Origin of the sequence: Microcoleus sp. CAWBG640, from assembly GCF_020883015.1 — a bacterium.
In the GTDB taxonomy this organism is placed as follows: Bacteria; Cyanobacteriota; Cyanobacteriia; order Cyanobacteriales; family Microcoleaceae; genus Microcoleus; species Microcoleus anatoxicus.
The window spans coordinates 16291-40257 of the sequence record NZ_JAHRFC010000049.1; the positions used below are offsets into that span (position 1 = coordinate 16291).

A 23967-nucleotide genomic window follows, 5' to 3' on the forward strand; every position below is an offset into this window, starting at 1 on the left:
TGACAGCGATCGGATTGCGAAATGGTTAAAATATTGCAGTTGTGTTTGCCATTTTTCCCAACAATCCTAGATTTTGTGTATATTCTGGGATTGGGATGCCGGGAGTGAAATAGACATCAATTTCTCGGACTTCCGAAGTCACATCGCGACCGACATTGACTGTCCCGATGGGAGAGAGCATTTCTTCCAGGTATTCTTTAGCAAAGCGATCGTGAATGAATCGCGTCATGGAATTTATGATGGATTTTTATCACTGCATTTTATCATCATTTAATTGCTGTGCGATCGCCCTAACCAGACATCCCCCTCCTAAACTCTTTCATCGCTTCCACACTCGAAGCCATCAGCAAGCAGCGACACAGTAAATTAATATCTAAATTGTTATTATCACATTCAATCAAAACAGTCTAAATTCAACTCCACGCCCAGGGTACAAACTTGCCATAATAGTCTCAATGCCTAATTATAGAACCAACCACCACCTCCATGAACACCAACATCAGCCCGATCGTCAAAGTCTTCACCCTCTCCGCCGTCCTTTCCGTCGCCATCAAGTACGCAGGGCCTAGCTTATCCATCCCCTCCACTGATTCCAACGCTCTCATTGCCATCCTTTCCCCCAGCCTGATTGTAGCTGCTATCCTGGGCTGGCGGGCGTCGCAACAGCCAAGATAGGGGATTAAGGCCGATCGCCCCCAAAGACATTTTTAACTGGTTACGACGGAGAAACGGTTTTAGAGATTGGCAAGGGAGACATAGAGCGAATCGTCAGATTATGCTTTCACCTTGACAAGTTAAATTAAGCTAGGAACCTTCCATCCCCACCCAGATAAATGAGACAGACAATCAAATGGATCTAACCACCTTAAATCTCAAGCCCTTAAATTTGCTAATTTTTCCTGACTGGAACCAACCAGAAGAATCACTTTATTTAGAATTAGAACTAATTATCAGGAATCTTGTCAATCATCCCGATCGCGATTTTCTCACTCTGGTAATAGATGGCAGCGAAACTTTAGAAGAATCAGAGTTAGATGCCAGTATAATTATATCAGCAATTGTCCTGAATCTATTCATGGAAGAAGATTTAGATACTAGCTGCGAACCAGAAATTATTTTATTAGAAAACTTCAATCAAAGCCAGTGGCTGGATATTTTGCCATATATTCAATATCGAACAGTGGCACTTTATGGTTAACTGGCTGGTTGCGTTATTGTAACCATAAACAATTTGAAGTTTACTGTTACTACACGGGTAACGATCCAGATCCAGTTACAGAACAATTTCGCCAATATAGCACAGAATTTCGCGACATTCCCCACAATCTAGAAGCCGTATGTCAACAAATTATTGATGACAAGACGATCTAGTTTGCGTGACTGCGTTAGAGGCTTTTTATCAAGAAGTTGTTCGAGAAAAACTTAAACAGTTGACAGTGGACAGTTGACAGTAGGGGCGGTGCCCCCGTACCCGCCCTCTTAATTGACTGTTACCCTCGAAAATCGCCCTGAAAATTCGTCTGACGCACCCTACAAGTCTTATAATATAAGTTAGGGCGATCAAAAGCAAACTCAAGGCACTCACCATGATTCAAACCATCACAGAATTGGTAACATTCGATGAATTCATTGACTGGTATCCTGAGAATTCAGAATATCACTACGAACTACATAATGGAGAAATTATTGAAATGCCAAAAGCAACAGGCAAACATTCTAAAGTGTCCGGTTTTACAGCGCTGAAGGTAGGAATTGAGATTGAGCGTCTAAACCTACCCTACTTCATCCCCAAAGAAGCCGTCATCAAACCCATGCGCGAGGAATCTGGGTATGAACCAGATATTATTGTACTCAACGAACAAACGATTGGAAATGAGCCGCGATGGGAAAAATCATCAATTATTACAATGGGTTCATCAGTCCCCCTAATCCTAGAGGTAACTAGCACTAATTGGGAAGATGATTATGCTCGCAAACTAGAGGCTTACGAATTAATGGGAATCCAAGAATATTGGATTATAGATTATCTAGGATTGGGTGGGAGACGGTTTATTGGTAATCCCAAACAACCTACTTTTTCGGTTTATCAACTCGTAGACGGGGAATACCAAGTTAAACTGTTCAGAAATTGCGATCGCATTGAATCCCCAATTTTCCCCGAATTGAACCTGACACCAGAACAGGTTTTCGCCAAAGGGAAATGAGCAGCCTGCTTCCTGTGGTGTTAGAGTAGAGTTATTTTTGAAAGATGCGATTCTCAAATCGCACAGCAAATCCCTATTCCAATCTAAAATCTCAAACCAAATGAAGCTAGGACAATGGATGGGCTTATTAGCCCTGATCGCATCTTGTTACATACTTTGGCAAATCAGGCAAGCCTTACTGCTGCTATTTGCCGCAGTCGTCTTAGCCACAGCCTTAAATAGGCTAGCACGGTACTTACAGAAATTCCGGCTCAAAAGATCGATCGCCGTCTTACTTTCAATTAGCTTCCTAGTCCTGATATTCGTAGGCTTATTTCTAATTATTGTACCACCCTTTACTCAACAGTTTCAACAACTGACCCAAAGAGCGCCTCAAGGAATAGCCAAATTAAATGAGTGGATCGATCAGATTGAAACTCGCTTTTCTGGACAATTTGGTCAGCGGCTGCCAAATCTTGATGTTAACGACATCATGCAACAACTACAACCTTTATTCAAGCAACTCGTTGGCGGTGCAGGAGCTTTTGTCGGGAACACATTAGGAGTTATTCTCAGCTTTTTGCTAGTCCTAGTTTTGACGTTAATGACATTAGCAGAACCTCTCTCTTATCGGAAAGCATTTATCCAACTATTTCCTTCTTTTTATCGGCGCAGAGTCGATGGCATCTTAGATGAATGCGAAATAGCTCTGGGTCGATGGGCGATCGGTGCTTTAATTAGCATGAGCGTCATCACTCTTCTGAGCCTAATTGGTTTATCAGTATTGCAAGTTCCCTTAGCCCTAGCTCACGCTGTAGTAGCCGGTTTACTGAACTTAATACCAAATATCGGGCCTGGTTTGAGCGTGATTCCTCCCATGACGATCGCACTTTTAGACTCTCCCTTAAAATCAGGTTTAGTCCTACTCCTGTACTTTCTAATTCAACAATTTGAAAGTAACCTCCTCACCCCTTACGTTATGGCACAACAAGTATCGCTGCTACCCGCTGTCACCTTAATAGCTCAAGTATTTTTCGCTACATTCTTTGGATTTTTAGGACTATTGCTTGCCCTTCCCCTCACCGTTGTCGCTCAAGTTTGGATTAGAGAAGTCTTAATTAAAGACATTCTCAACCAGTGGCACACAAGTCCCACAAAGCTAGCAGCGATTAATTCTGCTATTCATGAGGAATACGAATCTATAGGAGTAACACAGAGTCCGCCAGAAAGCAAGCCCGAACACAAATCAGAAAGCCCTGATCGTACAGATGATTCGGCGGTTGAAACCGCTTCTTGTCAAACGAAGCCTCCCTCCGCAGAGTAAGAGATGAAAGGAGTATTTAAGCCGGATTTGATATTAGTCCGCGCAGGCGGACTTTGTTTGTGTAGCCGCGACTTGAGTCGCCGAGGCTAAAAAGGCTTAACATTTTAAGCCACATCTCGTCCCGCACTAAAAATTTGTTGAACAGTCAAATTCAATTGGGGAAATGTGGGCGACAAAACCCGATCGTCTCCCCGAAACTGACTGGACTGATATTCGCCATCAACCAAATGGTGAACAAAAAAAGTCGGTTGTTTCGGATTGCCAATATAGCGTCTGCCACCTAGTCCCAAATAATCGGCAATCCAGTATTCAGAAATGCCCAAGGCTTCATAGTCAACCAATTTATAGCCGTAATCATCCCGCCAATTGGTACTGACAACTTCGACAATTAGCCGGACAGAACTACCCATTGTAATGATAGATTGCTTTTTCCATCTCGGTTCGCTGTCCGTCCCTTGCCTGTCCAAAACGATCGCATCCGGTTCGTAGCCAGATAGCTCATTATCAGCTTTGACCACGCATTCTTTGGGAACGAAGTAGGGAAGTCCCTGTCGTTTGATCTCAAAGTTGAGCTCAGCGATTAGGAAACCAGATACTTCTGAATGCTCTCCGGTGGCTTTAGGCATTTCAACAATTGCTCCATTGTGCAGTTCGTAACGGTTTTCCGAATTTTCTGGATACCAGTCAATAAATTCATCGAAAGTGACTGATTTTAATATCGCTGGAGTCATGGCGATCGCCCTTTATTTGATTTATGATAATATTCTGATATTCATTATAATATTGCTTTTATTTTAAACAACCAGCCCGATCGCCAATCCATCAATCTATCCATCTAAAATCTCAAATCTCAAATAATATTATGGGAACGATCGACGAAATCAACGATAAAATCACTCAAGGCAAAGCCACAGTCTGGACAATCGAAGAACTCAAAAACCGAGTCCAAGAAACCAGCATTACCCAAGCAGCGAAAGAAGTCGATGTCATCACCACAGGCACCTTCGAGCCAATGGAATCATCAGGGGCAATTATCAACCTCGGCCACACAGATCCCCCCATAAAAATCCGCCAGTGCTGGCTAGACGGCGTTCTAGCCTACTCCGGCTTTGGTGCAGTAGACCTGTACCTAGGAGCCACCCAAGTAGCCGAAGACGGCGAAGAATCCCGCGAAAGAGGCGGCGGACACGTCATCGAAGACCTGATTGCCGGGAAACCCGTACAATTGCGCGCCCTGGGACAAGTAACAGACTGCTACCCCCGCAGTTCCTTTGAAACCACAATTACCCGCGATACCATCAACCAGTTTTATTTATTCAATCCCCGGAACGTATATCAAAACTTTATTGTGGGTGTCAATGGGGGCGATCGACCACTATTCACCTACCTAGGGCCCCTACAAGCAAACCTAGGCAACGCCGTCTATTCCAGCCTAGGAGCCATGTCTCCCCTGCTGAACGACCCCGACCTCGAAACCATCGGCATTGGCACGCGCATCTTCCTAGGAGGCGCTCAGGGCTACATCACCTGGGAAGGCACCCAGCACTTCCCGCTGCAAAAACGCCAGGCCAATCGTACCCCCATCGGACCGGCGGCAACCCTAGCACTCATCGGCGATGCAAAACAAATGAACTCCAAATGGGTACGCGGGTGTTACTTCAAAAACTACGGCCCATCAATCATGCTGGGAATCGGCATCCCATTTCCTGTCCTAAACGAAACCGTCGTTGCCCACTGTGCAGTATCAGACAAAAAAATAGTAGCGCCGGTGGTAGATTTCTCAATCCCCCGGCGCGTGCGTCCCACTTTTGGTTTAGTTAGCTATGCCCAATTAAAAACAGGTCGTATTCTGATAGAGGGCAAACCAGTGCGGGCAGCCCCCCTAGCAAGTATGTTTCTGTCCCGACAAGTAGCTTTGGAATTGAAACAGCAAATTGAAACTGGTCAATTTACTCTCACCGCACCAGTTGCTCCTCTGCCAGCAGACAGAGTATTTCTGCCACAGGATGTGTGGGGAGCACAAGTCAGATTGGAATAGACATTACCCGGACTAAAGTCACGGATTATAAATTGATTGAACCACGAGAGGATATTCAAAGATGATCGACGAGAACCAGTGTAAGTTTACCGATGAGGAGATTGCTACTGCTGAGGTACAGATTTTTGAACACACAAAGAGAATTGAGTTCTATCTGACGGAATATTCCATTGAGCTTCTGGCCCAAAAGATGCAGAATGGAGATTTCGAGATTCCGGCCTACCAGCGCGAGTTCACATGGGAACCAGAGCGCAAATCCCGGTTCATTGAGTCGGTATTGATGGGGCTTCCGATCCCTTTCCTCTTCTTTTGGGAAAGCCCGTCAACAGGTAAGCTTGAAATTGTTGATGGTTCACAGCGCCTTAGAACGATTCAGGAGTTCGTTCTTGGGGACTTTCCCCTAGGTGACTTGGAAGAATTGTCGCTACTGACCGGATTTCGATTCAAAGATCTCCCCGAATCTCGGCAACGAAAAATCAAGAACCGTTCCATTAGGGGGATCGTACTTAATGAACACGCCGATGAGCAAGCACGATTCGATCTTTTCGATCGAATTAACACAGGAAGCAAGGTCGCCAACAAGGCTGAGGTGCGTCGAGGTGCGTTAGGAGGTGCTTTCCTCGACCTTGTGATTTCACTCGCCCAAGAGCCGAGCTTTGAAGAACTTGCACCAATATCTGACAAGCTTTTATTAGAGCGTGAGAGAGAAGAACTCGTTACACGATTCTTTGCCTACGGTGATGGACTGGAGACATACAAAGACAGAGTGTCGCCATTTCTTTTCACCTACACGAAGAAGATGAACAAGCACTTTGAACATAACCCAGCGGACATTGAGTCCTACCGGCAACGCTTCATGGACATGATAGACTTTGTATCGCGCAACTTCCCGTCGGGTTTCCGCAAAACACCTAAAGGTAAGGCAACACCCCGATCGCGTTTTGAAGCTATAGCCATTGGAAGCTATATGGCACTTCAGGAACGACCTGAAATAGCCAACCAATCGATCGAAGTTGAAGAATGGTTGAATAGCAAAGAGTTTACAAAAGTGACCGGAGCAGACGGTGCGAACGCCATAGGCAGACTCAAGGCTCGTATACATTTCGTTCGCGATCGTTTACTTGGAGATTGAGGATGGAGGATTTGAGCCAAGCTTTTGAAGAGCGTTTACAGGAAATTGAAACTTACCTTGACCTGCTTGAGTCCATACAGGAACAAGTGCAGGGAGGAACTCCACAAATCGGGGAAGCTACGATCACTCCGCAACAGCAGAAAATTTTATATTCCAGTGTTTATTTACAGCTATATAATCTAGTCGAGTCAACAATTACTCGCTGCGTAGATGCGGTATCTAACGCAGTGGTCAATCAAAGTTCGCGACCCAAGGACTTATCCATTGAGTTGCGCCGTGAGTGGGTGCGATGTACGGCACGCACTCATACTGATCTCAACTACGAAAATCGCCTGGAATCTGCATTGAGCCTCTGCGATCACCTAGTGCTTGCACTCCCTATATCAACCTTTGAACTTGAAAAAGGTGGAGGTGGAAATTGGGATGATGAAGAAATTTACAAACTTAGTAAACGTCTAGGATTATCCTTAAATATAAGTCGTCAGGCTAATCGTGCTGTTAAACAACCATTGCGGGATCAGCAAGGCGCACTTTCCCTGATCAAAAGTTTTCGGAACAAACTAGCACACGGTAATCTATCATTTGCAGAGAGTGGCAATAATATTACTGTTAGCGATCTCCGTGACCTCACTGAACGAACAGCTCTTTATCTGAGGGAGGTTGTAAATTGCTTTAAGTCATCCATAGATGCACATGAGTTCCTAATGCCGGAGAGGCGACCTCAATGAGCACAGGCATGAATCAAGATGAGACTATTGTCGGCACTCACATAGGCAAAAAGCCTCACATCGATCGCAGAAGTACAGCCATTAACTGCATCGATCTGTTTTGTGGTTTGGGCGGTCTTACCCATGGACTGATCCGAGGAGGTATTAAGGTTGTTGCGGGCATCGACATCGATCCACAATGCCGATTCCCTTACGAGAGCAACAATAATGCTATTTTCATCGAGCAGGATGTCAGTTTTCTGTCAGCTTCCCAACTTACAAATATTTTTGGTGATGCGAAATTACGCTTGCTGGCTGGCTGTGCTCCCTGCCAACCATTCTCGACTTACAGCCGTAAGGGACGCCAGGAACGCCTGGACAGTAAGTGGGTTCTGGTATCCGACTTCGGCCGGCTGGTACGAGAGACTCAACCCGAATTCGTGACGATGGAGAATGTACCACAGCTTTCAGAGCATGAAGTTTTCAAGGATTTTTTGAAGGAACTCGAAGGCTATTCGATAGATTGGAGCATTGTAGATTGCGCTCAATATGGAGTTCCACAGACTCGTAAACGGCTCGTGCTCCTAGCGTCTCGATTCGGATCTGTAGAATTAGTACCTCCAATTTTTTCCAGACAATCCTGCACAACTGTGCGTGAGGCCATTTCCCATCTACCCGCCCTAGCAGCCGGATGCTCCGATCCAAATGACGCACTTCATGCAGCGTCCTCGCTCAGTGACCTGAACCTCCGCAGAATCAGAGCCTCAAAACCCGGAGGCACATGGCATGACTGGGATACTTCACTGCTGGCAGAATGTCATCGTAAGAAATCTGGACAAACTTATCCTAGCGTTTATGGTCGTATGAAGTGGGACGCCCCGGCTCCAACGATCACCACCCAATGCTTTGGCTACGGTAATGGTCGGTTCGGACATCCGGAACAGGATCGTGCAATTTCTCTCAGAGAGGCAGCCATCCTTCAGACTTTTCCAGAAAACTATAGCTTCCTGGCTCCTGGCGAGCGAGTCTGTTTCAGCAAACTGGGACGCTTAATAGGAAACGCTGTTCCTGTTGAAATTGGTCAGTTAGTGGCGCAAAGCCTACTCCATCATCTAGATAAATTTGATAAGTGCCTCAAGTAAAAATGTAAGATTAAAAGTTTTTTTGACCTTTAATTTTACATTTTTACTTACCCTATTTGTTATTCCTCAACAGGCTTAGGTTTCTTCATTGGTTTAGGAAGAGGTTCCTTACGAGCAGGGGGCGCGGAGGCTGAGGGCTTGATGTTTGGACGCCCTACAGGAGCGCCGTCACCACTGGGTCTAGGAGTATATGGACGTTTATTTCCGCCTCCTCGGAAGCCGGGGGGTTTTTCGCCAGGGGGGAATTTCCGCTTTTTGATCGGCAGTGCCCCAATATTATTAGCCTGCTGAATTATGAGATTGTCAGCCTGTAACTTGACATGGAAATCCCAAAAAAACCCGATCGCCTTTGTGGCTAAATCCCCCTGAAGTTTCAACTTAAAAAACTTCATCTTGTCCTCATTCTTGCGGGGAGCTTGCTTAATTTTGACGATGACATACTTTTCTCGATCGTGAGATTGATAGATAACCTCACCTCTAATCGAAAAATAGCCATCTTCAACATTAGGTTCAGACTCTGGGAGAGAGGGGATGGAGGATATTAAACTGCTCTCAATTTCGCCGGAAACAGGACTTTCCTCATCTGACGAAGTTTCCGAAGGTTTTTTGAGTGTTTCAGGTTCCCAGACTCCCATAATCTGGGCGTGTAAGTTACCATCTTCTTGCCTGGTGCGGGGATAGACCACCCACAGGTGTTCTTGTTCCAAATCCAAGTGATTTTTGACTAAACTCATGACTCTACCCAGCAAAACCGCGTCTATGGCAGTTCCGTCAGCAGCGATGAGCATACCCCGCGTGAAATGTTCTTCAGATTGGGTGTAGCGGCCCCGGACCAAACCAACAGCTCGGTACTGTCTGGGTTCGCTGGGGGGAGGAATCGGATGTTGGCGCATCACTGCGGGTATGTCATCGGTGGCTGAACTGTCCTGCTCACCAGAGTCTGATGTGACGGTGGGCGATACAGAGACTGCTGGAGTATCGCTGGTAGATGGAGAAGGGGGTGCTGGCTCTGAGAGTGCGGGAGCATCCCTAGGTGGATCTTTTGGCTTTGCTTCCTCCTTGGGGGGAGAAGTGTAGCGTGGTCGTTGCAGAGTGTCCTTGGATGCTGGGGCATCAGTTGCCGTTGGCAGTTGATTTTGGTCAACCGGTGCTGCCAACAGCTCTGGCTGTGGACTTTCCTCTGGTGTCTCAGGAACGGAAACTGTATCTTTGGGCGGATTGACGGCCAGTTCGCGAGGCTGAGCCTTGCGAGTTGAAGTAGATTTGGGCGATTTGGAAGAGCGGTTTGGAGAGGGGTTCATAAAAACTCCTTGCAGCGGAGACACATCCCTTGAGGGAAATTAGGAATAAACTGAAGACACTGCTTTCAAAACTACTAGCACCTTACAGGCGAGCACAGGGCTCTCTGGTCTGGTTGTGACCCGTCAACCCCAACTTTCAAGGGGTGGTAGAGTGTCGAGCAGTCCGTTGGCTGCTAAAATCCTTGTTGGTAAAGACTTTAGGAGTTGCTGACCGATCGTCAATTCGATCGCCCTGTGGTTGGAGTTGCTGGCTAATAGAATTTAGGATATTCAGCTTGCCTATTTTACTTAATCCAATTACCGAACGGGCTGATCCGCCATATTTTTGGTAATTTTTAGCTCGACCAGACTAAATTGGACCGACGGCGCAATCCTTGGGGCTGCGGGTCTGAGTGTCCAAAATTGTTTAGCTAGCATGAAGTTGTGGGTCTGTTACCATATTAGCTGCAAGCAAAAGATTGCTTTGTCACAGTTGGGCCCTAAAATTAAAAACCTGATGGACTTGGCTTAGGCACCAGGTGATGCCTTCAATGTCCGAAAATAGTAAATTTTAAGCTGAACAAGTTGAATTATGGATAAAACAAACAAGGGTCGTGGGTTGATTACTGTGGTGGTGGTGCTGTCCCTCATCGCTTTTTTGGGATTTTCTCTGGTCCCACTTTTGGACAGCATTCTCAAGGGAAGCCAAGCCCAAACTAGGTCAACTCCAACGCCTACTCAGACGGCGGCAAGTGGGGAAAAGCAATCAGAGTTGCTGCAAGCTCAGGCGAGGGGTTACGAATTGGTTTTGCAGCGCGAGGCCGACAATGTAACTGCTTTGCGAGGCCTATTACAGGTGCGGCTGGAATTGATCGGACAAGGGGTGGGGGACATTAAAGATGTGGTGCCTCCTTTGGAAAAGTTGGCTAAGTTGAATCCTGAAACTACTGAATACGGGATTTTACTAGCTCAGGCTAAGGAACGCACGGGCGATCGCGAAGGTGCGGCTCAGGCATACCGGGCTATTTTGGCGGCTAAGCCGGGGGAAATTAAGGCTTTGCAGGGGTTGGTGAATTTGTTGTTAGTGCAGCAGCGGCCAGAAGCTGCGATCGGATTGCTGCAAGATACGCTCAAAGCAGCTCCCGCTGCGAATCAGGCAAAACCGGGAAGTATTGATACAACTTCGGTGCAGTTGATTTTGGGACAGGTTTATGCTGTCGGGAAGCGGTTTGACGAGGCGATCGCGATTTATGACGAATCTGCCAAAGCTAATCCCAAGGATTTTCGCCCGACTCTAGGAAAGGCGATCGTATTTAAAGAACAGGGCAAAAAAGATGAAGCAAAAACCCTATTTGCTAAGGCTACGGAGTTAGCTCCTCCTAACTATAAAGACCAAATCAATCAGTTAGCTAGCGATACTCCCAAGCCTTCTCCTGCTGCTGCTGCGAGTCCGAAACCGGGGGCTTCATCAACTCCTGAATCGACCGCTTCACCGAGTCCTGAAGGTTCACTACCTAAGCCTTAAGGATAGTTTTGAGTTTTGAGTGCGTGAGTTTTGAGTTCAAGAGTTTAAAATTCATGCACTTACTTCTTCCTTCGTGTCCTTCGCGTCTTCGCGGTTAAATAATTCTTCTAGTCCCAACGCACTAAAACTAGAACACTCTCTCCATCTAAAATCTCAAATCGGATTGCCAATTAGACACAACCTCGGAGGGAATTATGACCCAAAGCGTTGACCGCATTGTTCTACCTCCTGCTTTTCCAGACCACACTCAATTACCAGAGTCGGATGGTACTTTTGTGAAAAATTTTCAGGAGCATCCACAAAGTTTAATTTTAACTGATTCGATCGGACCAATTTTGCAGGAACGGCATCCCGATGGTCAATATGCGATCGGTCAAGACTGCGGTATTTACTGGCGAGAAACCGAGCCACCAGAGAAAGGTGCAGAAGCTCCTGATTGGTTTTACGTTCCCCATGTCCCGCCAAATTTAGACGGTCAAATTCGCCGTTCCTACGTGCTATGGCGGGAACATATAGCACCGTTAATTGCGTTGGAATTTGCTAGCGGGAACGGGGATGAAGAGCGCGATCGTACTCCTTTATCGCGCACTGATGAAGGGCTAATAACGAAACCTGGCAAGTTTTGGGTGTACGAGCGAGTGATGCGAATTCCCTATTACGGCATCTACCAAGTTAATAATGGCAGATTAGATGTTTATCGGTTGATTGATGGATATTATCAACTGTTAGAACTCAATCAGCGGGGTCATTTTGCGATCGCACCTTTAGGCGTAGAATTGGGACTTTGGCAAGGCAGTTATCAAAATCAAACCATGCTTTGGCTGCGCTGGTGGGATGAGGAAGGTAATTTGCTGTTGATTGGCGATGAAAGGGCAGAATTGGAGAAATTGCGAGGGGAACAACAGCGGGAAAGAGCCGAGAATGCAGAGCAGGCACGACAAGCTGAAGCTCAGGCAAGAAGGGATGCAATTCCCCGATTGTTGGGAATGGGTTTGAGTGCCGAACAAGTGGCGGAGGCGTTAAGTTTATCGGTGGAGGAAGTTAGGGATAATAGACATCTGGCATAATTATTGTGGAACAGGCATCCTGCCTGTTCAAAACCTGCTTTTATAGAATAAAGGAAAAGGGCGATCGGTCTTAATAGACTTCATCATGAGAACCCATTTTGAGCAATAAAATAGCTTCCTCTTCATTTTCTGGATCGATCGCAAACTCAAACAAAATCCGATAATCATAATCTATGGAACACGACCAGATACCCGATAAATCTCCTGTGAGTTTGTGAGTTCGCAAGCTGGGATTAAAGCAGTCTTCAGACAAAAGTTCAAGCGTAGCTTCAATTAAAAGGCGAAGCTGATGATTTTTACGAACTAACTTTTTGAAATTACGAATAGATTTGGGAGTCCAACCAATTTTCATCAATCATCCAACTCCGCCATAAAATCGGCTACCGAACCAAATTTAACATTGCCCTCAGCATATTCTTGACGAACTTCTGCGACTTCCTTAAGTAATTCATTTCGTCGCTGTTGTCGCAGACGGTTCTGAAGAATATCTAGAAGCAGGGCTTGATCTTCTAATGATAAAACTTCTATAGCTTCAAGAGCTTGCTGGAATTGAGATGTCTGTGTCATTTTACTCATAGTTATTGTTCCGTAAATTACCAGATTATATCAAATCCGGTAGCATCTGAATTATTCATCTCTCTATTCTCTCCCTCTGTGTCCTCTGTGTTCTCTGCGGTTAAATCATTCCGATGTAGCCGGAAACGATATTACTTTCATTTGAACCAAAATATTTTTTATTTATTTTAGCCAAATTTATCATATCCTAGCCTTTTTAACTTCTGCTGTGTGTAAGATTTTCCTTGTTCCCAAGTTCAGCACAGGAACAAGGATTTCAAACGAGCTTCTAGTATTTACGTTCCTGCGGCTCAAACATCGTAATCGCCACGGGCATATAAGCCAAATCAATCCCCGCAGGTGAATAATAAGCCAGCGTATGCTTCAAGAAATTGCCGTCATCCCGCTGCGGAAAATCTTCTCGCGAATGAGCTCCCCGACTTTCTTGCCGCTTCAAAGCAGAAGTTAAAATCATTCTCCCCACAATTATCAAACTCCGCAACTCCAAGGCTTCGACAATTTCCGTATTCCACAACGTACCTTTATCATCCAAATAAACCTCCTGATATTTTCGCTCCAATTCCTCCAGTTTTGTCAAACCTTCCTGCATCAATTCGGCGCTACGAAATACGCCACAATACTCAGTCATCGTATCTTGATACTGCTGCCTAATTTGATTGATGCGGTATTTGCCGGGACGGTCTACAAGTGCTTGAATTTGCTGGCTTGCTTCCTTGATATAATGCTGTTCGTCTACAGATGGCAGCTTGCGATTTTGCACAAATTGTGCTATGGTTGCACCTGTAACTTTGCCATAAACAACGCATTCCAAAAGCGAGTTACTCCCCAAACGGTTCGCGCCGTGAACAGACACGCAAGCTGCTTCCCCTGCTGCAAAAAAACCGTCCACCAAACCTTCAGCACTGCTGCGAACTTGCCCGCAAATATTAGTCGGAATTCCCCCCATTGAATAGTGAGCTGTAGGACGGACGGGCATCGGCTGATTTACGGCATCAATTCCTAACAAACGGTGGGCTTCTTCCCAAGCAAACGGAATTTTGCTCATGATTTTTTCCCGTCCCATGTGCCGCAAATCCATGTAAATAAACGGGCCGCCGGCACTACCGTCAACATTGATTCCTCGGCCTGCGCGAATTTCTAAGGAGATGGCCCTAGATGTAATATCTCTAGGCGCTAATTCCATCCGCGAGGGGGCATAGTTCGCCATAAAGCGTTCCCCTTCGGAATTAATCAAATAAGCCCCTTCGCCCCGCACAGCCTCCGAAATCAACACTCCCACGGGATACAAACCAGTCGGGTGAAACTGCACGAATTCCATATCTTCCAACGGCAATCCTGCCATAGCAGTCATCGCCAAACCGTCTCCAGTCGAGGCGTAATCGTTCGATGTCGTGTTGTAAACCCGGCCATAACCCCCCGTAGCAAACATCACCGCTTTAGCGCGCACAACCTCAATTTGACCGTCTAGCAGGCGGTACATAACTACGCCCTTAGCTTGGCCAGCTTCCAAAATCAGGCGGGTGACGTACCATTCCTGATAGATGTGAACTCCGTAGCGGCGGAGATTGTTGACTAATTCGTGGAGGATGGCGTGACCGGTTTTGTCGGCGGCGTAACAGGTGCGGTTGTGGGAATGTCCGCCAAAAGCGCGCTGGGCTATTCTGCCATCTGGGAGGCGAGAGAAAAGGACTCCCATGTGTTCTAAGTCTATGACTACGCCTGGTGCTTCGCGGGTGAGAATTTCTACGGCATCTTGGTCGGCTAAATAGTCTGAACCTTTTACTGTGTCGAAGGCGTGGGCTTTCCAACTGTCTTCGGGATCGACATTTTGGAGGCTGGAGGCCATGCCGCCTTGGGCTGCGACGGAGTGCGATCGAATCGGGTGAGTTTTGGCAACTACAGCTACCTTTAAACTGGGGTCAGTGCGGGCTATTTCCACCGCGGCGCGGCAACCTGCTAAACCGCCGCCCACAATGATTACGTCGTGTTCTAGCATTTTTTGAGTAATGTTGAGTGTTCTGCTGTATATGTAATTCTGATGCACAAAAAAAATCCTCACGCAAAGGTAAGGAAGTTTTTAACTTTTGATTTTTAACTTTATTGAAAATTAAAAATCTGTAAGCTGGATTAGCCCACTGCTGGGGCAGGTTTTTGGCCTGGTAAATTGGCGCTAGCGGATGGTTTGGATTCGGTAGCGGGTTCTACGGCTGTGACTTCGATGTGATTTAGCAAAGTCGTCACAAACGCAAACAGCAGGAAGGGTAGAGACAGGACTAAGATCAATCCGACGGTGGCTAAGGCGTAGATTTGACGGGCGCTACTCCACAAGGCGAGGGCGGAGGCGAGACTCATAAAGATCACAATCAGCCAAATAACGATTTGACCGTAAATGTCGCCGAAGGTCAGCGTGCATCTGAGGCGATAGTTATGCAAGTTATTCATTTTGGGCCTGGCGAGGTTGCTATTAGGACTTGCGCGAAAATACTTGAAATTTCTTAGTCTAGTTAGCGTGAACTACCCGCCGTCAAGGGTCGTACCGGTATGACGGAGGCTTCTCCCTTCAACGACCACAGCCACCACAGTAGTAGATTTGCGTCCATACTGTTTTGGTCTTACATAGCCTTCAGGAGCAATAACGCTGGTTCCCAACGTCAATAAGCGCAAGCCTTCATTTTTGATATTTATCGCGGCATTAATGTCTCTATCGTGCCGATTGCCACAGTGTGGACAGTCAAATTCTCGTACAGATAAATCCATTTTTGGCAGTGGCTTCAAAGTATTTGAGCAAAGATGAGTTGATGCAAAAAATCTACCTATTTCTAGATAAACTTTCCCCACCATTTCTGCTTTATATTTAAGCATAGTACAAAATATTACCCAACCAGCATCAGATATTGATTTGGCTAGGCAATGATTTTTCACCATGTTTCTGACTGCCAGATTTTCTACTACTACGACTTGGTTTTTGTCTACTATCTTGCGCGATAGCTTGTGCAGAAAATCCTCGCGGACTCTTTTGGTTTTTGAGTGAACTTTAGCTACGGCCAGCTTGGCTTTTCGACGATTATTTGTGGTTTTATCTTTTTTGCGAGCCAGCTTTTTTTGCTTACGAGCTAAATTTTTTTCATGTTTCTTTGTAGCTTTTGGATGTTGATATTTAGAACCTTCTGATGTAACTGCAAAATCGGTTAGACCTAAATCTATGCCAATCACATTACCCTCAGAGCTAGATTCTGGGCATTCAATGCCATCATCCACAAGCATGGAAGCAAAGTATCTCCCATCAGGATTTTTGGATACAGTCACAGTTTTGACTTTACCTTCAATATCCCGATGAACTTTAGCATTGACAGTACCCAACGAACCCGGAAATTTAATCTCACAATTACTCAATACTTTGACATTTTGAGGGTATTGAATAGATTGCTTCCCTTGGCGTTTCTTGAATGTTGGATACATGGCGCGACCATCAAAGAAGTTGCCAAAGGCTACACCTAGATTCAAGACCGATTGCTGAAGACACTGAGAGTAACACTCAGATAGCCATTCATTGTCAGTTTTCCACAAGGGTATTGACTTTTTTATGGTCATGGCGGTAACGCCTTTGCCAGTCTCTTGATAGGTTGCGGTTATTATAGCCAAAGACTGATTCCAGACCCAACGCACACAACCGAAAGCCTTAGCAAGGTATGCTTGCTGGACAATAGTAGGGTAGATTCGGACTTTGACAGCTTTCAGCACAATGCACAATACTTAGATTGCTTTTTTGATTAGTCTAAGTTTATCATAACAAAAAATATTAGAAAAGCCAACAATTTGCGATGCCCCCTCACGCTCGCCGAAGGGATGATCTCCTCATCCATCCGCCATCGCCTGCTAGCTTTCGCTTTTACGTCTTGTGGCGGATGGAATCGTCGATTCACGTACCTTTGATCCCACACTAATCGAAGCGATATAGTGTGGGGATTCCCGTCTGCTAAGCTAACTTGGTTTGACTGCGGTTCCAAAGATTTTTAGAGAGGTCGCAACAAGACTTTATAAATTTAGGGAAAAATCTACTTTATGACCGATCGCCAATTTGGTAAAGAAATGTTAAGTTATATGGAGATGAAATTAACTTTCAGAGGGTCGCACCTGTCTTTTTGCCTATGTCGCCCGATCGCACATTGCTGATTTCACGCTCTTTCCTAGCCACTTTGGGAACGCAAATGTTTTTACACCGGGAGGATCGCATCCCGCAAGAGAGCCCGGTATTGGTGGTTAGCAATCACCGCAGTTTCTTAGATCCAGTGTTGCTGACGGCGGCTTTGGGTCGATCGATCCGGTTTGCTTGTCATCATTACATGGGTCAAGTCCCCGTGGTTCGGGAATTGGTAACTACTTTTGGGGCTTTTCCCTTAAAGGAACCGGAACACCGACAGCAGCATTTTTTCTCTCAGGCGACGGCGCTGCTGCAAAATAGGGAGATGGTGGGGGTGTTTCCAGAGGGTGCGGAACCGATGGTGAATTTTACTCAACCGCATACTGTCGGGAAGTTTCAGCGGGGATTTGCTCATTTGGCTTTGCGGGCTCCGGTGCGGGATTTGGTGATTTTGCCGATCGCGATTAGTTCTTTTGAGGAACAGTCGGTGCGATCGGGCTTACCACTAAAATTGTTGAGTTTGTTCGATCCTTCAGAACCGTTGTTCGATAGCCCTGGATGGCATCCTGTGATAGTTTACAAACGAGTTAATGTCTTTGTTGGCCATCCGTATTGGATTACGGGCGATCGAAAACAGCAATATCAAGGGAAACAAGCTAAAGCAGTTGTGGCTGAACTTACAGAACATTGTCACGGGGAAATTACACAATTACTCCAGCGAGGTTGTGTTTAGCAGTAGACTGACTAGAAACTGTTAAAAGATACTAAATAAACCCCGGATAATCAATGTTAAAAGTCAGCCAATTAAGTGTAAAATCAAAGCTCACGATTGTTCTCATTTCCCTAAGCTTGAGTTCAATTTTAATTATTAGCTTTCTGGCTTGGAGCAAGGCAAGAGGTACGCTCAAAGACAAAACTTTTAATCAGTTAACTAGCGTCAGAGCTTCCAAAGCTTATCAGATTGAATCATACTTCAAAAATCTGCGAAATCATATCGATACGCTTTGCGAAGATCGCATGGTTGTATCAGCAATGATTGAGCTTAATCAAGGATTCAAAGAACTCAATCAAAAAAAACAAATTCAAGCAGATTTGGACGCGACATTACAAAAACATTATACTAAAAATTTCTTTCCAAAATTATCCAAAGCGATTGAAGGCGTGCCAAACTTTCAAACTTATCGTCCCGATGGTAAAGCAGCTAAATATCTCCAGTATCACTACATCGCTAAGAATTCCAATCCAGTTGGCGAAAAAGAAAAGTTAAACGATGCCAAGGACGGTAGTGAATACAGCAAATCTCATGCCACATATCACGAACTATTTCACAATTTAGTTGAAAAATTTGGCTATTACGATTTATTTTTGATTGATTTCAAAACCGGAGATATCGCATATACGGTTTATAAGGAGACGGATTTTGGTACGAACTTGAGCAATGGGCCTTACTGGGAAAGCAGTCTAGCAAAGGTTGTTGATCTTGTGCGAAAAAATCCCGATCGCGGATCTGTCCAAATCGTAGATTTCCAATCCTATCGCCCTTCCTACGGACAACCGGCAGCCTTCATCGCAGGCCCGATTTATGACGGCTCTTACTTAGTGGGAATTTTGGCGATTCAACTGCCAATTGACGAGATTAATAATGTCTTGACAGGTAACAAAAACTGGCAGAGAGATGGACTGGGAAAGACGGGAGAAACTTACCTAGTGGGAGAGGATTTGCTGATGCGTTCGATGTCGCGTTTTCTGATTGAGGATGCAGCCGGCTATAAAAAAGCCTTGCGTGCAAGCGGGACACCAGAAAACACTATTCAATTGATCGAACAGCTAGATACCTCGATTTTTTTACAGAAGGTGGATACAAAACCGGCGAGAGAAGCGCTGGGCGGCAAGGAAGGCACTCAGATTGTTGATGACTATCGGGGCATACCTGTGCTGAGTTCTTATTCGCCCCTGAAAATTAAGGGAGTGAATTGGGCAATTTTATCGGAGATGGATCTGACGGAAGCTTATGAGTCGATGTCGAATTTAGAAAGATATCTGTTGCTGGCTACCGTCATTCTCATGCTGATCATTACTTATTTAGCGAGTATTGTGGCTGCTAATTTAGTGAAGCCGATCGATCTCATGATTGCAGGTGCGCGTGAAGTAGGGGTGGGCAAGTTCGATACTGAATTTCAACAGAACTCTAGCGACGAATTTGGCGAACTTGGGGGAACTTTTAATGAAATGCTGGTGATTCTGCGCGAAAAAAATCAATCGATCGCCCAAAAAGACCGCGAGATCGATATACTACTATTGAATGTTTTGCCCAGGGCGGTTGTGGATCGGGTGAAAAAAGGCGAAGCACCAATCGCTGACAAGTTTCCCCAACTTACGGTGTTGTTTGCTAGAGTGCTTGGTTTCGCAGAAATTTCGGAACATAAGGATGTGGAAGAAACTGCGGAGATTCTGAATGAATTAGTCGATTTATTTGATGAAGAAGCCACGGGACATGATGTGGAAAAGTTGAAAACGATCGGCGATCGCTATTTCGCTGTTTGCGGGCTGACAACCCCTAGACTCGATCGCGAAAAGCGAGTGGTAGATTTTGCTCTTTCGATGTTAGATATAGTCGATCGGTGTAATGTCAAATACAAAATTAAATTGAGCCTCTGTGTTGGCATTAATACAGGTGCGGTGATGGCGGGCATTGTCGGCACCAAAAAGTTTACTTACGATATCTGGGGCGAAACTGTGAATATTGCCAGATACTTGAACAACCAAAATCAACCCCAGACTATTCTAGTCACGCAGGAAGTGTACGATCGCATTCACGAGTTATATCCTTTTGAGAATGGTAAAGAAATTGAATCTGAGACAAAAGGCAAGTTGCCCATCTGGATTTTGAGAAAAAAAATCTTGGCTATTGCTGATTCTGAGTAAAAATGGAGGTTTGAAAAAGTGATAGAGCGATCGCTGTGGATTTGGGGAATAATTTTCATCATAGGATTCCCGATATTGAATGTTGCCCTCGCAGAAGGCATCGGGCGCTTGGATCAGCACGCGAATTCCCTAGCGAAATTTTTGGAAAACGTTCGCAGATTTTTGTTGCCAAGTTTAACAGTCTTCTTGGTGATGCGAGAATTCTTTGGGTTTACCAAGGCTGACGCATCTTTACGAATTGTCGAAACAGTGTTTTGGATTGCCGCAATTGTGACTTGTGTGTCGCTGGTGAATGCGGTGCTAACTCCCAGAAGCCGAAAAAAGCCTTGGCAGATATACATACCAGGTTTATTTTTTGAGGTGACGCGCATCGGCATAATTCTATTGATCGCCGCTTATATTCTCGGTGGCGTGTGGGCAGTAGATTTAAGTAAAGTAGCTGAAGCCTTGGGTATCGGTTCCCTCGTCATGGCACTGGCACTACAAGACACGCTAAGCAACTTGGTATCGGGATTTTTGTTGCTGTTTGAAGGCCCGTTCAAAATAGGTGACTGGATTCGGGTGGGCGAACAAGAAGGTGAGGTAATTGAATTGAACTGGCGTGCTGTGCGCCTAAAAACTCGGGATAGAGACGTGATCATTATTCCTAACAGCGTTTTGGGAAAAGACGCGATTTACAATTACACCTTACTAGATCCGCTGCACACGGAAACAGTTGATTTGAAGTTCTCCGATAAATATCCGCCGAACTTGGTGAAACGCATCCTGCAAAGCGCAGCCCTGGCTACAGAAGGGATATTATCCGATCCTGTGCCGGTCGTCGTTACCAAATCTTACGACTCTTTTGCGATCGTCTACGAAGTGAGATTTTATATTTTGAACTTCATCGATCTGATCCAGGTTCGTGATGACTTTATGACACGGGTTTATTACGCTGCTAAGCGGAACAATTTAACGACGCCTGTGCCCATCTCTATCCAGGGGAACAATTTTGACCTGAACGCTCTCAAGGCGGATGATAAGCAATTAGACGTAGCAGCTTATTTGCGATCGCTCCCTTATTTCAGCGCCATCGAGTCGGAACAGCTCGACAAACTCGCAGCCAAAGCGATTTTGCAAGATTATGGAGTAGGCGAAAAACTGCTGAAAATCGGAGAGCAAAATCAAGGGCTTTATATCATCCGATCGGGAAGTGTTAAACTTTCAGTCAAAGACATCCACGATCGCGAGATTGACTGTGCTTATCTGTCAAAAGACGATATCTTTGGGGAGATGGCTCTGTTAGTGGGGGAACTCAGCCCAGTTACTGCCACAGTTATCGACGATTTGCAGGTGATTATTCTCGATAGCTATTCAGCGAATCAACTAATCGAAAGCAATCCCAAATTTGCGATCGAGATGAATTATTTTATTGAAGAAAGGAGAAAAACTGTACATCTCGCCCAAGGAATAGAAAACTCAGCCGAAAAAAATCAAGGTCGCAATCGATGGAGTTATCAGAAAATGGAGTAAGCGATATCTGGGCTCATTAAAAACTGCTATAAAGAAGAAGGAAGTGTTATTTGTGATTTCCGACTTGCTTGGGGCTGCCAATAGCCAATAACCAATGAATTTCTCGACCTCATACTATTTAATTTGCGACTTGAATCATGCCAGATGCTAACAACAAGGTTCGTTTTCTAAGACCCAAACCGCCGAGAGTTGATCTACCTTTATTTGTATTTCTGCCTGGTATGGATGGTAGTGGTTTGCTGTTGCGATCGCAAATTCCTAAATTAGCTCAGGATTTCGATATTCGCTGCTTGACTTTGCCCGTTGACGATAAAGTTTGTTGGGATGTACTCGTTAGCGAAACAATCGATTTAATTGCAGCAGAAAAAGCTGCTGGAAATCAAAGACCTGTTTATCTCTGTGGCGAGTCCTTTGGGGGATGTTTGGCAATGAAAATTGTTTTAGAGGCTTCTGAATTGTGCGATCGACTAATTTTAGTCAATCCAGCTTCTTCCTTCCGACAGCAGCCTTGGGTACAGTGGGGGTCATACATAACTCAGTGGCTACCGGCCAGTTTTTATCCGCTTTCTGTGGTGGGTTTATTGCCGATGTTAGCGTCCTTGGGCAGGATTGGGCAGCCGGAACGTCTCGCTTTGCTAGAAGCGATGCAGGCTGTACCTCAAAGCACCTCTGTGTGGAGATTGGCTTTGGTGCGATCGTTTGATGTTGACGAAAATCAGTTGCGCGGCATCAAACAGCCGACGCTAGTAATTGCTAGCGGTGCCGATCGGCTTCTACCTTCTTTAGCCGAAGCGAAGCTTTTAGTCAAGGTAATTCCCCATGCTGAAATGGTGATGCTGGCTAACAGCGGTCATGCTTGTTTGTTAGAAACAGATGTTGACCTTCATGCCATTATGCAAGCTCGGAATTTCTTAACAAATAAGTCATTAGTCAGCAGTCATTAGTTATTAGTTAAGCTGTGGAGCGTTTAAACCACTAACGAGGCCGCTCCGGGTGCGTCAGCTAGAACACTTACGCTTACAAGGGAAACGAGAAAGGGCTGACGCACCCTACAATACTGAAGAAAATTTGTCACCAATCATTCCTGTCCATAGCACTCGTGTACACATAGTTTTGTTTCCTGTTGGCTTTACACCAGTTCAATGATTAGAATGCGATCGCTAAATCCATCGGCGATCGCCCTAAAACGTAGGGTGGGTTAGCGACAGCGTAACCCACCGAGTTTAATGATACGAATGGTGCGTTACATTTCATTAACGCACCCTACAAGCTCGGCGATCGCACTATGCCTTTAGATACGCGCTTCCTGACGTAATTATTTATTCCTGCGTCGCACGTATTCGTAGACATCGCACCGATAATTGAGACGGTGCGTTACGAAGAGAGCTAACGCACCTACTAGAGCGAGCGCTGCAAGATCAATTGTCTTTTGTGAAAACGTCTTGATTAACAGTTGTAGATCGCCAATTATTGCTAGCGACTGTCTTGGGAATTTTTCGAGTTACGAGCAATTTTTCTCCCAAAAAATTCACCCTCAACCCCCAAAACCCTTTCCTCTCTTAGCGTTTCTTTATCAAAATATCCCTAACTGCATTGCCTATAGAACCCATTTTGTCCATGAGAGCGTAATTACTGGAGTCCATAGCCATCATATCTTTCGTCGTTGCCCAATTATATAGCATCCGCCAACAGTTGTCAACTTTGTCTTGAGGTTGAGATGGGCAGAACTCCAATAATATTTTTTTACTGTCTGGCTTTGTCAAGGCATCTTCAAATTTTGGAAAATATTTATCCCGAGACGAATCTACCCTGTTTAACATATCGTATATCTGAGTTCCAGACTGAGCAATTAAATAAGTATCTTGTGTGGAATTTAACTGCTTAGATGGAATACTTTCCACAGGAAGTTTTACAGAGTCTGACTGAAACTTTTCAGAGGTAATTGAGTTGGTCGCAGCAAAACTGCTTATTGATGTGGATGACCACAGGAAAATTGTGCCGAGTGCAATCTGTATTTTGCGGGATGTGTTCATTTTTTGCTAAGTAAAGATGTAAGTAATGTACAGCCAGTAAGTGGTCTTCTCGGACTACTCTATTTAGGGCTTGCTGAATATATCGATCGCACTTGACGTGGCCTGGGTTTCGATCGCGCGATCGAGAGTTTAGTGCAAGATAAACAGGTAAAATAGAGCAAAACCCGTGCATAACCACCTGCGATCGTGTACAAGAAAGCTGAGCTTGCTCTCCTCCCAGCCTTAGACTTTGAACTAGCCAACGGCTCTAAATTGTCAGCGGACAACCGTTGGGTAAAAATGGCCCAAATAATCCCGTGGTCTGAATTTGAAGCAGAATATGCTAAAAACTTCCCCACAGAAAAAGGGGCACCAGCTAAATCCTTTCGGATGGCATTGGGGG

25 protein-coding genes and 1 pseudogene are annotated in these 23967 nt (G+C 45.3%); 15 read left to right on the forward strand and 11 right to left on the reverse strand.

What is annotated here, in order from left to right:
- Positions 1 to 25: 25 nt before the first annotated feature.
- Positions 26 to 229: a hypothetical protein gene (locus tag AAFP11_RS21085; protein ID WP_341738836.1), complete on the reverse strand. Its 204-nt coding sequence runs from the start codon at positions 227 to 229 to the stop codon at positions 26 to 28.
- 223 nt (positions 230 to 452) lie between these two features.
- The gene (locus tag AAFP11_RS21090; RefSeq protein WP_341738837.1) at positions 453 to 605 is read right to left on the reverse strand and encodes a hypothetical protein; all 153 of its coding nucleotides are present in this window, start codon (positions 603 to 605) and stop codon (positions 453 to 455) included.
- 245 nt (positions 606 to 850) lie between these two features.
- Here AAFP11_RS21090 and AAFP11_RS21095 point away from each other — a divergent pair, with 245 nt between their 5' ends.
- The 4 genes from AAFP11_RS21095 to AAFP11_RS21110 all read left to right on the forward strand — a co-directional run bounded on the left by AAFP11_RS21095 (position 851) and on the right by AAFP11_RS21110 (position 3507).
- Positions 851 to 1198, forward strand: a complete 348-nt coding sequence (locus AAFP11_RS21095) for a hypothetical protein (RefSeq protein WP_341738838.1) — start codon at positions 851 to 853, stop codon at positions 1196 to 1198.
- Positions 1199 to 1206: 8 nt separating this feature from the next.
- Positions 1207 to 1371: a hypothetical protein gene (locus tag AAFP11_RS21100; RefSeq protein ID WP_341738839.1), complete on the forward strand. Its 165-nt coding sequence runs from the start codon at positions 1207 to 1209 to the stop codon at positions 1369 to 1371.
- A gap of 215 nt (positions 1372 to 1586) precedes the next feature.
- Positions 1587 to 2204 (forward strand): Uma2 family endonuclease, encoded by a 618-nt coding sequence (locus tag AAFP11_RS21105; RefSeq protein ID WP_341738840.1) that lies wholly within the window; start codon positions 1587 to 1589, stop codon positions 2202 to 2204.
- A 100-nt stretch (positions 2205 to 2304) separates the two neighbouring features.
- The gene (locus tag AAFP11_RS21110; RefSeq protein ID WP_341738841.1) at positions 2305 to 3507 is read left to right on the forward strand and encodes an AI-2E family transporter; all 1203 of its coding nucleotides are present in this window, start codon (positions 2305 to 2307) and stop codon (positions 3505 to 3507) included.
- Positions 3508 to 3611: 104 nt separating this feature from the next.
- Here the strand turns inward: AAFP11_RS21110 and AAFP11_RS21115 are convergent, their stop codons facing one another.
- Positions 3612 to 4238: a Uma2 family endonuclease gene (locus AAFP11_RS21115; RefSeq protein WP_341738842.1), complete on the reverse strand. Its 627-nt coding sequence runs from the start codon at positions 4236 to 4238 to the stop codon at positions 3612 to 3614.
- A gap of 131 nt (positions 4239 to 4369) precedes the next feature.
- Here AAFP11_RS21115 and AAFP11_RS21120 point away from each other — a divergent pair, with 131 nt between their 5' ends.
- From AAFP11_RS21120 to AAFP11_RS21135, 4 genes are all read left to right on the forward strand, one after another.
- On the forward strand, positions 4370 to 5545 hold the full coding sequence (locus AAFP11_RS21120) for a homocysteine biosynthesis protein (protein ID WP_341738843.1): 1176 nt from the start codon (positions 4370 to 4372) through the stop codon (positions 5543 to 5545).
- Between the two features lie 61 nt (positions 5546 to 5606).
- Complete coding sequence (locus AAFP11_RS21125; protein ID WP_341738844.1) at positions 5607 to 6677, forward strand: DUF262 domain-containing protein; 1071 nt, start codon at positions 5607 to 5609, stop codon at positions 6675 to 6677.
- Positions 6678 to 6679: 2 nt separating this feature from the next.
- The gene (locus AAFP11_RS21130; RefSeq protein ID WP_341738845.1) at positions 6680 to 7405 is read left to right on the forward strand and encodes an MAE_28990/MAE_18760 family HEPN-like nuclease; all 726 of its coding nucleotides are present in this window, start codon (positions 6680 to 6682) and stop codon (positions 7403 to 7405) included.
- Between the two features lie 8 nt (positions 7406 to 7413).
- Entirely contained in the window at positions 7414 to 8526 is a 1113-nt protein-coding gene (locus AAFP11_RS21135; RefSeq protein WP_341738846.1) for a DNA cytosine methyltransferase, read from the forward strand.
- A gap of 59 nt (positions 8527 to 8585) precedes the next feature.
- On the opposite strand, the gene AAFP11_RS21140 is transcribed toward AAFP11_RS21135, so the two are convergent.
- A complete protein-coding gene (locus tag AAFP11_RS21140) occupies positions 8586 to 9827 on the reverse strand; it encodes a hypothetical protein (RefSeq protein WP_341738847.1) in 1242 nt (413 codons plus the stop codon).
- A gap of 571 nt (positions 9828 to 10398) precedes the next feature.
- Between AAFP11_RS21140 and AAFP11_RS21145 the strand changes: the two genes are divergently transcribed.
- Both AAFP11_RS21145 and AAFP11_RS21150 read left to right on the forward strand, forming a co-directional pair.
- Positions 10399 to 11331, forward strand: coding sequence for a tetratricopeptide repeat protein (locus AAFP11_RS21145; protein ID WP_341738848.1), 933 nt, complete (start codon positions 10399 to 10401; stop codon positions 11329 to 11331).
- Between the two features lie 194 nt (positions 11332 to 11525).
- The gene (locus tag AAFP11_RS21150; protein ID WP_341738849.1) at positions 11526 to 12398 is read left to right on the forward strand and encodes a Uma2 family endonuclease; all 873 of its coding nucleotides are present in this window, start codon (positions 11526 to 11528) and stop codon (positions 12396 to 12398) included.
- A 70-nt stretch (positions 12399 to 12468) separates the two neighbouring features.
- Here the strand turns inward: AAFP11_RS21150 and AAFP11_RS21155 are convergent, their stop codons facing one another.
- The 5 genes from AAFP11_RS21155 to AAFP11_RS21175 form a co-directional block, all read right to left on the reverse strand.
- Complete coding sequence (locus AAFP11_RS21155; RefSeq protein WP_340522472.1) at positions 12469 to 12750, reverse strand: type II toxin-antitoxin system mRNA interferase toxin, RelE/StbE family; 282 nt, start codon at positions 12748 to 12750, stop codon at positions 12469 to 12471.
- A complete protein-coding gene (locus tag AAFP11_RS21160) occupies positions 12750 to 12974 on the reverse strand; it encodes a hypothetical protein (RefSeq protein WP_341738850.1) in 225 nt (74 codons plus the stop codon). The genes AAFP11_RS21155 and AAFP11_RS21160 overlap by 1 nt, the downstream gene beginning before the upstream one ends.
- A 268-nt stretch (positions 12975 to 13242) precedes the next feature.
- Positions 13243 to 14970 carry a succinate dehydrogenase/fumarate reductase flavoprotein subunit gene (locus AAFP11_RS21165; protein ID WP_341738851.1) on the reverse strand — a complete coding sequence of 576 codons (1728 nt, stop codon included), beginning with the start codon at positions 14968 to 14970 and terminating at the stop codon, positions 13243 to 13245.
- A 131-nt stretch (positions 14971 to 15101) separates the two neighbouring features.
- On the reverse strand, positions 15102 to 15416 hold the full coding sequence (locus AAFP11_RS21170; protein ID WP_340522466.1) for a hypothetical protein: 315 nt from the start codon (positions 15414 to 15416) through the stop codon (positions 15102 to 15104).
- A 72-nt stretch (positions 15417 to 15488) separates the two neighbouring features.
- Positions 15489 to 16715: an RNA-guided endonuclease TnpB family protein gene (locus tag AAFP11_RS21175; RefSeq protein ID WP_340522462.1), complete on the reverse strand. Its 1227-nt coding sequence runs from the start codon at positions 16713 to 16715 to the stop codon at positions 15489 to 15491.
- Positions 16716 to 17122: 407 nt separating this feature from the next.
- Here AAFP11_RS21175 and AAFP11_RS21180 point away from each other — a divergent pair, with 407 nt between their 5' ends.
- The 4 genes from AAFP11_RS21180 to AAFP11_RS21195 all read left to right on the forward strand — a co-directional run bounded on the left by AAFP11_RS21180 (position 17123) and on the right by AAFP11_RS21195 (position 22496).
- Positions 17123 to 17848: a lysophospholipid acyltransferase family protein gene (locus AAFP11_RS21180; protein WP_341738852.1), complete on the forward strand. Its 726-nt coding sequence runs from the start codon at positions 17123 to 17125 to the stop codon at positions 17846 to 17848.
- Positions 17849 to 17901: 53 nt separating this feature from the next.
- Positions 17902 to 20040, forward strand: a complete 2139-nt coding sequence (locus AAFP11_RS21185; protein ID WP_341738853.1) for an adenylate/guanylate cyclase domain-containing protein — start codon at positions 17902 to 17904, stop codon at positions 20038 to 20040.
- Between the two features lie 75 nt (positions 20041 to 20115).
- A complete protein-coding gene (locus tag AAFP11_RS21190) occupies positions 20116 to 21552 on the forward strand; it encodes a mechanosensitive ion channel family protein (RefSeq protein ID WP_341738854.1) in 1437 nt (478 codons plus the stop codon).
- 137 nt (positions 21553 to 21689) lie between these two features.
- On the forward strand, positions 21690 to 22496 hold the full coding sequence (locus AAFP11_RS21195) for an alpha/beta hydrolase (RefSeq protein ID WP_341738855.1): 807 nt from the start codon (positions 21690 to 21692) through the stop codon (positions 22494 to 22496).
- A gap of 615 nt (positions 22497 to 23111) precedes the next feature.
- On the opposite strand, the gene AAFP11_RS21200 is transcribed toward AAFP11_RS21195, so the two are convergent.
- Together AAFP11_RS21200 and AAFP11_RS21205 are read right to left on the reverse strand one after the other, a co-directional pair.
- Positions 23112 to 23453, reverse strand: coding sequence for a hypothetical protein (locus AAFP11_RS21200; protein ID WP_341738856.1), 342 nt, complete (start codon positions 23451 to 23453; stop codon positions 23112 to 23114).
- A gap of 31 nt (positions 23454 to 23484) precedes the next feature.
- On the reverse strand, positions 23485 to 23757 hold the full coding sequence (locus AAFP11_RS21205; RefSeq protein ID WP_341738857.1) for a hypothetical protein: 273 nt from the start codon (positions 23755 to 23757) through the stop codon (positions 23485 to 23487).
- Between the two features lie 14 nt (positions 23758 to 23771).
- On the opposite strand from AAFP11_RS21205, the pseudogene AAFP11_RS21210 reads away from it, so the two are divergent.
- A pseudogene (locus tag AAFP11_RS21210) lies at positions 23772 to 23967 on the forward strand (IS5/IS1182 family transposase); the annotation flags it as partial.